Source organism: Martinezella rhizogenes (assembly GCF_000799715.1).
Taxonomy (GTDB): Bacteria; Pseudomonadota; Alphaproteobacteria; order Rhizobiales; family Rhizobiaceae; genus Rhizobium; species Rhizobium rhizogenes_C.
Genome location: NZ_JUHG01000019.1, coordinates 61,059 through 73,595 on the forward strand (window position 1 = coordinate 61,059; position 12,537 = coordinate 73,595).

Consider the following 12,537-nt stretch of genomic DNA (forward strand, 5'->3'; position numbering starts at 1 on the left):
CCAGCCTATTGCCCCTCAGCTCCAACTGGCGGGATGTTTTCAATGGCGGGCTCAATTCCGGCTTCCGTCAGTCGCGCGGAATATTTCATCGGCACATATTGGGCCGATTGACACTGAAAGCTGCGACAGGTCGTTCAGTTTGCATCATCGTGTTTACGGGCATTGCGAAGCTCGGATGAGGGGCTGAAGCCGTATGCGCTCTTGTAGAGAGCTGAAAATCTTCCCGGATTGGAAAACTGAAGGCTCATGGCAAGATCTGTGATGCTCTCGGCTAGTCCACCCTTGAGCGCCCCGTGCGCTGCCGCAAGCCGATAGTGACATAATATGGCTATCGGGCTGTCGCCACGGTAGGTGTGAAACATGCGCTGTAGTGCTCGCGAACTGCAGCCCGCGGCATTCGCAAGATCTTCCAGCGTGACCTGGTTGTGCAAATTATTCCGCATGAACGCTTCCGCTTTCAAAAGCTGCCGCGGCGCCTCCTTCAACATACCTTGATTGAAGGCATCAGTCAGATTATGCGGCAGCTTGGCAAAGAGCTTGATCAACGCCAGTTCCTTGTAGGCTCGGGCAAGCATTGCTCTTTCTGCGGGATTGGCAGCCTTCAGGTCTTCTTCGGCCTGTCGAAGCGTCTGGTAGAGACCATGCGCATCGCCTTTACGAAAGCTAGTCGGAGGTATGGAAAACTCCTGAACATAAGGTTTGCCTGTCAGCTCTTCGAAATGCCGCTGCAGTTCCGATTCGGGAATCTGGAATACCAGCCAGGAACTATGGGGCTTGATACGGAGTTGCCTTCCCACCCGGCCTTTGATGCTTGCGACCTGGTCGGCGGAAATGCGGGATGTTTGGCGCGTACGCCTGTCGTAGATTTCGACCTCTCCCGCCAATACGAAAGCGATGCAGACGCGAGGTATGTCATGCGTGACCATTCCTTCAAGTCCACTGGAATGGGCCGCATAGACGATCGATGTCGACTGGAGAGGCTGCCTATCGATCTGGAATGCGTAATCCCCACTCTCTTCCGCAGGCACAGTCCACTTCCAACTACCCCCCAACGCATCGAGATGACGGATGATTGCCTCGCGGGAAAAGGCCTCGAAACTACCGATGTATTGGTCAATAACTTTTTGCGACATTACCGTTTAATCATTTAATGCTTTAGGTTGCAGAAATTGCGTTGAAGCATACAGACTTCATCTAGGGTCTATTTTTCCAAGAGAAGGTGTCAGCCTTCCCAAACGCCTCTGCCGCTCAACGCAATTGGCGGATATCATTAATAAATTAGTGCTCGTCTTTGAGAGTTCTAGGACGGATAATGATAACGCTATATAGATTGCGCCATTGTTTCTCGTGTTTAACTATCGGTCAGCATGACCGTAGGACGAAAAAACTATCCTAGAAGTTGTATCTGTAAATGAGCATTGAAACACGAACTTCCGTACAGGCGACTGCCCAGAAAGCAGCTTGACCGCCAAGGATCTAATCCTGCTACCTGGCATTTACTTAAGGACCCTCCTCTATTTGCCTGGGATTTGAGACGACGGACGAGCAGCATCCGCATGCTCAAGAGTTCGATGCCGGCTCTATCGGGCATGTCGACCATCGCCAGATACAGCAACGATATTCACCGCCTGCAAGCCATGGCGACGTGGAAAACTGGGGCTGGAATACTTGCCTGACGTCGGCATCTCTCAATGCGTCAGCGCGCGTTCAATACAATCAATTAATGTCTGGCTCTCGAAAGGTTTGCCTAGAAAAGCGACGGCACCTGCAGCGATCACCCGCTTGCTTATGTGCTCGTCCGGAAAAGCGGTGATAAATATGACGGGTGTTGTAATCCCGAACTCGCGCAGAATTTGAAATAGTTCCACGCCACCGATCCCATCCATCTGCACATCCGTGACGAGACAATCCATGCTGCAATCCCGTGCTGCGGCAAGGTAGGATTCAGCGGACGCAAATGTGCGTACATTCAGCCCGTAAGATCGAATGAGGTTCTCCGTCGCGTCACGCACGGATCTGTCATCATCGACGATAGCGATGAGCTTTGACTGAGACAAACGACTTCCTCTCTGAGCCCCACATCACGCGCCGCGCCCTTTCATGACCTTAAAATGCGCTTTCGGGAGACAGAACGGAACCATACAGAGGTTTAGGTCGAGGCATTATCTTTGAGGCTTGGACGCAGCAGTTCGTATATTTTGACCAGTTCAGCCAATGTCCGCACTCCCATCTTTTCCATCAGGTGACCGCGGTGGAGTTTGACGGTGATCTCGCTGACTCCGAGCTTGCCGGCGATCTGCTTGTTCATGAGGCCGGAGGTGACCATGGCGATGACTTCGCGCTCGCGCGCTGTCAGGGTTTCGTAGCGCGCCTTCCAGGCCGACACCGCCCCTGCGGCGACCCGACGTTCGCGATCAAGCGCCAGTGCGTTTGATACCGCGTCGAGCATGTCCTGGTCGCGGAAGGGCTTGATCAGAAAATCCAGTGCTCCGGCTTTCATCGCCCGGACGGACATCGGCACGTCGCCATGGCCGGTCATGAAAATGATCGGGATGGTATTGCCAAGCTTGGAAAGCTGATTTTGGAAATCCAGCCCGCTCACGCCGGGCAAGCGAATATCCAGCACAAGACAACTCTCGCCAGTCGTGACGGGTCCTCGAGCCAGGAATTCGGATGGCGAGCCATAGAGCTCGACCTGCATGCCAACCGACCGAAAAAGACTGCTGAGCGCATCGCGCAAGGAGGCGTCGTCATCGATGACGAAAACCATCGATGGTGGGGTTTCAGTCATCACGCAGCCCTCTCTTGAACCGGGACGGTAAACTCAAAGCTCGTGCCGTGGACCGGATCCGAGCTTGCGCTCACGCGCCCGCCATGGGCGCTGACGATGGACCGGCAGATCGACAGGCCCATGCCCATGCCGTTGGACTTTGTCGTGTAGAATGCATTGAACAGATTGGCGGCCTCTTCGGACGCAAATCCGGGTCCGGTATCGTTGACCCTTATGCGTACGACTTCATGATCGCCAGACGACGTCACGGAAAGTTCGCGCTTACCAAGCCGACGCCCACTCATTGCCTGAATGGCGTTGAGAACCAGATTTATGGTAACCTGCTGAAGCTGCACTGGATCGCCAAGAACGGCAGGTAAGTCATTTGCAAGTTCGAGACGCAACCTTATGCGGTGGTTTGTCATCTCGCGCTGAACCAGTGCCATGGTCTCCTCAATGACGTTGTTAAGATCGACCGGCACTGTTTGCGAACCGGTTTTGCTTGATAGTGCGCGCAGATGCCGGATCACGTCGCTGGCCCGTCGGGCATCGGCGATCATCCGCCGCATTGAAGCTTCGACTTCACCGAGATCGGGTTCGGCGCGCTTAAGCCAGCGCAAACCAGCCTCGCCATTTGTAACGACGGCGGCGAGCGGCTGATTGACCTCATGGGCGATCGATGCCGTGAGTTCGCCAAGCGTTGCCACGCGCGTTACATGCGCCAACTCGGCCTGCGCCGCATGAAGTCCATTTTCTGCTTCGCGCCGGTCAGTTACATCCATGATGCTGATCAACACCAGATCGAGCGCCGGACGATCCGCCGGCATCGCGACATTGTAAAGTACGGTGTGGCGGCCACCATCCATGTCGTTCATTGTGACTTCGGATTCGTATGTCTGCCTGCCCATCCAGATGGCATCCAGCAGGCTCCAGAGCGAACTCTCCATCTCGTTGCCAATCAGGGCAGGCAGTGCCGATTTGAAGGCATCGATGCTTTTGGCGTTGAACATTGTCAGCGTGGTATTGTTGGCATTGGTCAACGTCATCAGCTTCACAGCCTTATGAACAAAATCAGGCTCTGACTTTGCTGCCGCAGCGATACTCGGAAAGCCGTCCATTTTCAGACGGTCGATTGCCATCTTGATAGCTGTGAAATCCATTTCGAGGATTGCAACGCCCGTCGCCAGAAAGATGGTCCGATAACGCTGCTCGCTCTCGCCAAGCACGGTGATCGTCGCCTTCACCCTCAAAGCAAGGAATGTGGTGATTCCGATTGCTGCGAGGCTAACACAGCAGCGCCCAAGGGGCTCCGAGGTAAAATCAATGCCATGGGAAATCAGATAGCTCAGCACGGTCAGTCCCATGCAGGCAGCTCCGGTCAGCAACAGTCCGGTTCGGCTGGTGAAATTAAGCGACAGCAGCACAACACCTACGTAGAGAACCGCGATGGCGATGTCATAGTTGGTCAATGTGTCGAGAAGGAATATCGCAATAGCGATGAGCATTGCGGCGACTTGCAGAAATCGTGACATGCCGTTCCCCGAGCGGAGCAATTGAACCAGCATATTAGCTCAGCCGGTTGGCCACCAACAATATCGAGTCATCACCCATCCGACATCGGACTTCCAGCGTAGCGTCGTGCTGCCGGTGAAGAAGTATGCGGCCCGCTGCATAGTTGCCGATGCGTTTAGAACACACTTGGAGTGCCGCCGACCCTATACTCAAGTATAGGCTGACCTAAACGAACATCCGATATCTCGATGGGGATGACGTGTCATAGCCTTGGTCATCGAAATTTGACCGCACCGGGAAAATTCCCACGACAGGCGACCGCATAAACCGAGACATGTCGCCTCGCCGGTCGGAGAGTTACCCCGCCAAAATGGCCAAATCCGATAGCGCATGTTGATCCTGCAAACCAGCAGACACGGGAGAGTCCGCCGGCACGTCAGTGGCATGCGTTGACCCAAGGACATGCAAGTCCATTCGAAAGGGAGATAGAAATGGCAGTATTCAGTCGTCGTGATGCTCTTGTCACACTCACCGCCGGTGGTCTTGTCGCCGCGGCATCGCCTGCGGCATTCGCCCAGGAACTGACGCAGCCACGCCACGGGAGCGTTGGCGGGGATGATCCGGGCCCGCGCAACATGGAGCGCGATCGTCAGAATCCGGATATCCTCAATCAGCCGGTGACTGATGCCGGCACCTTGCCCAATTTGCGGTTCTCGTTTGCCGATGCGCCGACCAAGGAATATCCGGCGGGCTGGACGCGCCAGATCACGGTTCGCGAGCTTGGGATTTCAAAGTCCATTGCCGGCGTTGACATGCGGTTGAACGCTGGCGGCGTGCGCGAGATGCACTGGCACAAGGAAGCCGAATGGGCATTCATGCTCTATGGCAATGCCCGCGTCACCGCGGTTGATTCCGACGGCAAGAATTTTGTCGGCGACGTTGGTCCAGGAGATCTTTGGTACTTCCCGTCCGGAACGCCCCATTCTATCCAGGGGCTTGGACCGGATGGCTGCGAGTTCCTTCTTGTCTTTGACGACGGAGGGTTCGATGAAGACAGTACGTTCCTTGCGAGCGACTGGTTCAAGCACATACCCAAAAACATACTTGCCAAGAATTTCGGCGTTGACGCCAAAAGCTTCGACAACCTGCCGGCGCCCAGCGAACGCTACATTTTCAATCTTCCCGTCCCTGGCAACTTGAACAGCGATAAAATAGCCGGCGCGGTCTCCGTCCCGGTCAGCCTTACCCACCGGATGGCCGCCCAGGATCCGATCAAAAGCAGCGGCGGCACCGTGCGGATCACCGACTCGAAGAACTTTCCCGCATCCAAGACCATCGCGGCGGCACTCGTTGAAATTCAGCCGGGCGGCATAAGAGAACTGCACTGGCACCCCAATACCGACGAATGGCAATACTACATCGAGGGTAGCGGACGCATGGGCGTTTTTGCGGCGAACGGGCACGCTCGCACCTTCGATTTTACGGCCGGAGACGTCGGCTACGTCCCGTTCGCAATGGGGCACTACATCGAAAACACCGGCGACAAGCCGCTCAAGTTTTTGGAAATGTTCAAGAGCGATCACTATGCCGATATCTCTCTCAATCAATGGCTGGCGCTGACGCCACCGGAGCTGGTTTCCGGGCATCTGAACTTCGACAAGGCAACGATGGCGGCCTTGAAAGAGGAAAAGCAGCCTGTGGTAAGTGGCGCCTGAACCGCCATTGCGCCGCTGTTTCCGGACGGCGCTTGTCGCCATTCGGAAACAGCGAACCGGCCAATGTGATTAACGTCTGACGCGGGTTTTGACCGCGCGAGGAAAATCCCGTGTACGAAGAAACAATCGACAAGCTTTCCGAAATAGGCAGCGCCAAATCCGTCGCCGTTCGGCGCAGTCCACTTGCGTTCATTGTCGGCTCCGCAATGGCCGGCGCTTATATCGGCTTTGGTGATATCATCATGTTCACCGCGGGCGCGCATGCCGATCCTGCCTGGGCTCATCTTGTCATGGGAGCCGTTTTTGCCTCGGCATTGACGATCGTCATCTTTGCCGGTTCCGAACTCTTCACCGGAACGGCAATATATATGCCGCTGGCGCTTCTAAGCAGACGGACAAGCATCACGGATACACTTGCCGTATGGGTCGTTTGCTGGCTTGGCAATCTTGCTGGAGCAATCATCCTCGCCCTGCTTTTCAAACTCGGCGGCGGCGGTGTATTGCTCGGCGATGGGAATGCCACATTTATCGCAGCTGTGGCTGCGAAAATGAACGCGCCATCCGGCGAATTGTTCGCACGGGGGCTGATTTGCAACTGGCTGGTTTGCCTGGCTATCTGGATGTCCTATCGCACCCAGAATGATACTGCCAAAGCCATTCTTATTTTCTGGCCCATCATGATCTTCGTTGCCGCCGGCTTTGAACACAGCGTGGCCAATATGTTCGCGTTTGCGCTGGCCCTGATGAGTGATCACCCCGCGACGATCACACTATACGGAGCAGTGCACAATCTGACATTCGTCACGCTGGGAAACCTGGCAGGCGGCGGATTGATGATTGCTTTGGGATACTGGGTGCAAAGTTCCGCATCGGGGCCGAAAGAAGCTGTATCGCCCGAAAGGTCGCATCCATCAACGCTGATATCCACCACAACAACAAAAAGCCGCCTGCCCGCTAACCGTGGATAATCAACTCCAGGACCATCGACCTTCAGGGTCCCCAAACAGCTTGATCTCAGTTCGGCATGGGGTCTGACATAAAGGATCCGATTGCCGATCTGTTCAATTTCCCCACCCGAAACACAACCGGTCGATCGTCTCACCAAAAGTCGTCTTCGTCTTCTTCAGGAAGGATAGACCCAATAAAATGGTTGAGAACGACGATGATGACGAAAAGTAGGGAGATGCAGCTTACAAGAGCCATGCTGTACCCTCAGAGTGCCATCAGAGCCCAGCCGACTGCGCGCCAAGGTGGCTTGATATCCATTGCCACGGAGATGTGGGACGACGACGCCACCGTGCAGTGCAACATCGGCGGCAATTCGGCTTGGACATTTCCGGAGATTACAAACTGTTGAATTTTGTATTCGATCGATGGACCAGTGCCACCAAGTGACTTCGCCGGCTACCGACATCAAAACATATTGTGCAGCGAACATGCATGTCATGCAAATGGCCGCGCGGCTGTGGCGTTAGCAAAGATGGAAATAACTTCCACTCGATGATGTGTCTGGCGATCAATAGAAAAAGACCCGGCAGGGAACCGGGTCTTCCTCTTCTCTGATCGGAGGTCAATCAAATCAGATTAGAAGCTGCGCTCGAAGCGGAGGATGCCAGCCCACTGGTCTTCGTTGATCGAATCCCAGTTGGTGTAGGTTACTTCCGGCTCGACCAGGAGGTTCTTAACCGGGTTCCACTTGACGTTCGTGGTCGCGGAGAAGATCTTCGAGTCGGTGTAGGCAACCTGCGCGTTCCACTTCAGCTTTTCGTTGATCGGAGCGCTTACGCCGCCCCAAACCGCCCAATCGCCCCAGCCGATATCAGCAGCGTCGCCTCCACCGTTCGAGCCAGCGTACTTATTCAGCTTGCTGCCATCGGTGTTGTAGCCACCCATGACGAAAGCCGAGAAAACGCCAAAGTCAGCGTCGACGCGAGCCTTGATGGCGCCTTCTTCAACGATGGAGTCATAACCACCGACGACCTTGAAGGCCCATGCGCCCAACTTGAAGCCAGCACCGGCGACAACGTCCGGAGCATAATGATCGGAGCTGTCTTCGCCGTTAGCGCCCGTGGCATCAGAACCGGAGTTGGTGTCTTCCAGCGAGATCACCGCCGTGAAGCCGTTGCCGGCGTCATAGTTGTAAGTGATCTGGTTGAGTTCGTACGGGCCGTCGTAGACAACGTCGTCGTTGATGACGTCGCCGGCGTAACCGGTGAAGACGTTGAACTGCGAGTCTTCCTTACCGACGGTGAAGCCGCCGAGGCTGATGCTGCCATGCAAGAAATTGGTAGACGTCGAAGCACCTTCCTGCCAATCCCAACGCAGCTCGGCGTTGGTCTTCAGCGGGCCGTACTCGGTGTCCGTAGCTGTCTGCAGCTGCAGCTCAGCACGAGTGTGCCAGAGCGTGCCACGAACGTCGTTCGGGTTGTAGGCGTTACCCCATGCACCTTCCGTACGAACCTTACCGCCGATCTTGAGGCAGGTTTCGGTGCCCGGAATGAAGAAGTAGCCAGCACCGTATGCGTCGCAGATGCGGACGTATTCAAGCGGCTCCGGCTCAGCAGCAACGATAGCGTCGGCAGCCTGAGCACCGGATACTGCTACAAGCGCAGCAGCGGAGCCGAGAAGAAGGCTCTTAATGTTCATTCTAATTCCAATCCGTTAAGTCGAACTGGGAAATGGCGCACGAACGAAGTCCGCCGTGTTTCAATCCCATCTCGAACGTTTCCCCATTTAGAAGCCATCCGACTTCTCTCGAATGAGCTACCAAGAACGGAGAAAGGTGAGAATGACCGGAGTACACATAAGTTAAAATCTTGTCATTGAGTCAATTGTTCTGTTGTACAAAGGCAACATCATCATTTATTTGGAAAATAACTGGAAACATTCGGAAATAAACCACATCAAACGATTGTAGAATGCAAGTTTACTCAATTATATCTCCGATTATCACTTGAATTGCCATTATATTACTATCAAATAAGCATACACTACTATTAATACGCTAATTGTCTTTTGGGGAATCTATTTAGACTCGGCTCTCCGCCGAATTATTCGGGACAGGCCAGAGCATGACGTTCCGCGTGATGCTGATCGAATTGGGGGAAGCCATGGCCGTTCGGGGATCAGCCAAAAAGTTTGCAACAAGGGGGCGGAAGCGGAGGGCGATCAAAACCGAAGTGCTGGCGTTGACATATTACAGCAAGCCCCGAGATCCTTATCCCAGCGCAATTACAGCTTGCGGAGCGGTGGATGCAGGAATGCGGGCATAGGCGCATGATCGACGCTGGCGGCTAGATAAAGCCGGGCGGTGTCCAGTGCCTCCCGGATCGTGACGTCCATGTCGAGATAGCGGTATGTCCCGAGCCGGCCGACAAAGGTGACGGAACTCTCCTGTAAGGCTCGCTCGACATAGAGGGCAAGCTGCTCCTTTTCCTCTATCAAGCGGATCGGATAGTAGGGGACGTCGTCCGGGCCGCAGGCCCTGGAAAATTCGCGATAGCAGACCGAGCCGGCATGGTCTTCCCACGGGGAGAAATGCTTGTGCTCCGTCACGCGCGTATAGGGCACGGAGATATCCCCGTAGTTCATGACCGCGCACCCCTGATAGTCTCCCTCATGGGTAAAGCGCTCAAAATCCAGCGTGCGGTATCCCAGGCGGCCATGTTCATAGTCGAAATAGCCGTCGAGCGGGCCGGAATAGAATATGTGGTCGAAGTCCTTGCCGAGACCGCCGTGAAATCTCGTTTCCAGATGGACTTCTATATTCGTGTGATCGAGAATTCGCCCGACCATGTCGGTATAGCCGTTTTCCGGCATGCCCTGGTATTTGTGGAAGAAATAGTTGTCGTCGTAGTTGAAGCGGACTGGAAGCCGTTTCAGGATGGAGGCTGGAAGCTCGGTCGGCGAACACCCCCATTGCTTCTGGGTATATCCCTTGAGGAATGCTTCATAAAGATCCTTGCCGACGAAGCGCAGTGCCTGTTCCTCGAAGGTCTTCGGATCCGTTATGCTTTTGTCGGCCCGTTCCTCGATGAAAGCACGCGCCTCGTCCGGCCTGAACGTCTTGGCGAAAAACTGATTGATCGTGTGAAGATTGATGGGCAGGGAATAGACCTGTCCCGAACTCGTCGTTTTGACGCGGTTCTTGTAGGGCAGGAACGTCTGGAAGCGGTTCACATAATCCCAGACGTCCCTGTCGTCCGTGTGGAAAATATGCGGCCCGTAGACATGCACCATGACGCCCGTCGCCGGATCGCGCTCGGTATGGCAATTCCCGGCAATATGACTTCGCGTGTCGAAGACATCGACCTCGTGACCCGCGCTGGCGAGTTCACGTCCGATAACCGCGCCAGAAAGCCCGGCGCCGACCACGGCAATCTTCTTGATCCGCGGCATCCCGATCAGTTCTTTCCGGTTGCGCGTGCTGTTGAGTCCGTGGCCTTTCGCGTCCATAGCCGGCTGTCGTGCGCGACGGGCGCATAATCGTGCCATTCGACCAGCTTGTCGCGGTAGGCCTGCCGGTAAACCCGATCGTCGGAAAACGCGATATTGTCCTCAACAAGATCCAACCCGATATCGTAATAGATATCGAGATTGCTCAAGTCCGGCACCGGGGTTTCACCGCGTTCGGATTCGGCCTGCATTTGCCAGAAAAGCTCTTCGAGGCGGCGGGCAAGCGCCGGAATGTCGCGCAAGGCGGAAGTCTCTCGTTTGACCTGCAAGGATTCGCGGATCTCCCTCAGGCTTCTGGGGTTGTTCGCAAAACCGATTGCTTTTTCGATGTAGGTCTGCGGGTCCGGGCAGATCAGCTCCGGCACGCCGGCGGCGGCAACGATGCTGTGGCAGAAGCGTGCCGCAAAGCTTTTGCCTGGAAACGTAAGGACAGGCAGCCCCATGGTCAGGGCATCCGCTGCGGTCGAATGCGCTCCATAGGGAAACGTGTCAAGGAAAAGATCGGCGAGCGCGATCCGGGCGAGATGCTTCGCATTCGGTGCCTTGGGCGCAAAAATAAGACGTTCCGGCGCAACACCGGCATTCTCCGCCAACTGACGCAGGCGCTGATCCACATCGTCGCCTCCGGTGAGCAGCCAAAGCACGCTGCCGGGCGTCGCAACGAGAATTGTCATCCAGTACGCAAAGGTGTCCTGCGTGATCTTCTGCATGCCGTTGAAGCAGGCAAAGACGAAAACGTCTTCCGGCAGACCGGCTTCCGCGCGCGATGGCCTTTCGGCAATCACCCTCTTGCGGTCGATTGGCTGGTTGCAGGCAATCCGGAGCACTTTTTCCGAATAATAGATCTCGTTCTCGGGTGGGATGATATGTTCGTCCGCGATGATATAATGATGGAATGGGCTGCCCATGGTGCCCGGATAGCCGCAAAAATTGACGATGACCGGTGCTGGCCGATAGGCGAAGATTTTCGTTCGCGCATGCTTGGTGTAACCGTTGACATCGACAAGAATATCGATGTCGTCGTCGGCGATCTGCCTTGCAGCTTCCGCATCGCTAAGCGCGGCGATATCGCGCCAGCAATCGACGACGGCCTTCATGCGCGACTGCGTAGCATCCCTTTCCACGGGCTCACCACAATAATAGGCGTAGATTTCAATGCTCCGCTTGTCATGCAGCTCCAGCATTTCCCTGAGCGCAAACCCGACCGCGTGGTCGCGCAGATCCGAGGAAACATAGCCAACGCGGAGGCGCTGGCCGGTTCCCGTTTTCTGCTTTGGCGCCTTGCGTATAAAACCGCTGGTATCCGGACGTCCGACGAAAGACTTATTGTACCGATAGGCTTTGGCGAGCTGGAACAACGGATCGTCAGAAAAGCAGGCAAGCGTCAGCGGCGACATGGCATCGAGCAATTGGCGCGTCGAGACATGATCCGACGAGACGAGTGTTGGCCATTTGCACTGGCGCTGGCGCAGTGCGCTCCAATGTTGCCCGGCTTCTGTCTTGTCAGGCCGCAATTCCATTGCTTGCCACAAAGTGGTTTCCGCATCCTCCAGCAGGCCTGCATTTTCCATGACGCGGCCGATGTGCTGAAGCGCCAGGAGGCGATGTGTCAGCCGATCGGGCGTGCTGTCCGCGGTCAATTCCACGAAACTGCGCCATTGCAGAATTGCCTGTGTGGCGATGCCGCTGTCTTCCAGCGCCCGTCCCAGATTGATGTGGGCCGGCCCAAAGCGGGGATCGAGTTTCAGGCACGCGCGCAACGCATGAATCGATCCCGCGACATCGCCCAATTGCCTGAGAGTCACGGAATAATTGAAATAGACGAGATGCAGGAAAGGATGGGACTCGTTGAAGGCGATCCAGACTTTGTAGACCTCCGCCGCCTCGAGTTTTTGTCCGGCAACGCTTCGACTTTCGGCGAACTGGAACAAATCCGCAAAGGAAAGGCGCTGCGTGCGCGCGAGCTCCAAAATTCCGGCAAGAGACGGAACAGGAGTTGGAGCTGATACATCATTGGTGACCATGGACATCCCACGAATTGACGGCCGGCATTGCAACCGTTTGCGAAACGATCGCCAGTCATTA

9 protein-coding genes are annotated in these 12,537 nt (G+C 55.4%); 2 read left to right on the top strand and 7 right to left on the bottom strand.

Going from position 1 to position 12,537, the window contains the following annotated elements; genetic code table 11:
• Positions 1 to 134: 134 nt before the first annotated feature.
• The 4 genes from EX00_RS28155 to EX00_RS28170 form a co-directional block, all read right to left on the bottom strand.
• Complete coding sequence (locus EX00_RS28155) at positions 135 to 1,133, bottom strand: helix-turn-helix transcriptional regulator (protein WP_047465313.1); 999 nt, start codon at positions 1,131 to 1,133, stop codon at positions 135 to 137.
• A gap of 555 nt (positions 1,134 to 1,688) precedes the next feature.
• Entirely contained in the window at positions 1,689 to 2,057 is a 369-nt protein-coding gene (locus EX00_RS28160) for a response regulator transcription factor (RefSeq protein WP_047465314.1), read from the bottom strand.
• A gap of 92 nt (positions 2,058 to 2,149) precedes the next feature.
• Entirely contained in the window at positions 2,150 to 2,791 is a 642-nt protein-coding gene (locus EX00_RS28165; RefSeq protein ID WP_047465315.1) for a response regulator transcription factor, read from the bottom strand.
• Entirely contained in the window at positions 2,791 to 4,302 is a 1,512-nt protein-coding gene (locus EX00_RS28170; protein ID WP_234709128.1) for a sensor histidine kinase, read from the bottom strand. The genes EX00_RS28165 and EX00_RS28170 overlap by 1 nt, the downstream gene beginning before the upstream one ends.
• Before the next feature lie 471 nt (positions 4,303 to 4,773).
• Between EX00_RS28170 and EX00_RS28175 the strand changes: the two genes are divergently transcribed.
• Both EX00_RS28175 and EX00_RS28180 read left to right on the top strand, forming a co-directional pair.
• A complete protein-coding gene (locus EX00_RS28175) occupies positions 4,774 to 5,997 on the top strand; it encodes an oxalate decarboxylase family bicupin (protein WP_047465318.1) in 1,224 nt (407 codons plus the stop codon).
• A 110-nt stretch (positions 5,998 to 6,107) separates the two neighbouring features.
• Positions 6,108 to 6,965 carry a formate/nitrite transporter family protein gene (locus tag EX00_RS28180; protein WP_047465320.1) on the top strand — a complete coding sequence of 286 codons (858 nt, stop codon included), beginning with the start codon at positions 6,108 to 6,110 and terminating at the stop codon, positions 6,963 to 6,965.
• A gap of 616 nt (positions 6,966 to 7,581) precedes the next feature.
• On the opposite strand, the gene EX00_RS28190 is transcribed toward EX00_RS28180, so the two are convergent.
• The 3 genes from EX00_RS28190 to EX00_RS28200 all read right to left on the bottom strand — a co-directional run bounded on the left by EX00_RS28190 (position 7,582) and on the right by EX00_RS28200 (position 12,476).
• Positions 7,582 to 8,643 carry a porin gene (locus tag EX00_RS28190; RefSeq protein ID WP_047465323.1) on the bottom strand — a complete coding sequence of 354 codons (1,062 nt, stop codon included), beginning with the start codon at positions 8,641 to 8,643 and terminating at the stop codon, positions 7,582 to 7,584.
• 585 nt (positions 8,644 to 9,228) lie between these two features.
• Positions 9,229 to 10,395 carry a UDP-galactopyranose/dTDP-fucopyranose mutase family protein gene (locus EX00_RS28195; RefSeq protein WP_047465325.1) on the bottom strand — a complete coding sequence of 389 codons (1,167 nt, stop codon included), beginning with the start codon at positions 10,393 to 10,395 and terminating at the stop codon, positions 9,229 to 9,231.
• Between the two features lie 5 nt (positions 10,396 to 10,400).
• On the bottom strand, positions 10,401 to 12,476 hold the full coding sequence (locus EX00_RS28200) for an O-linked N-acetylglucosamine transferase, SPINDLY family protein (protein ID WP_155294148.1): 2,076 nt from the start codon (positions 12,474 to 12,476) through the stop codon (positions 10,401 to 10,403).
• Between the last annotated feature and the right edge of the window lie 61 nt (positions 12,477 to 12,537).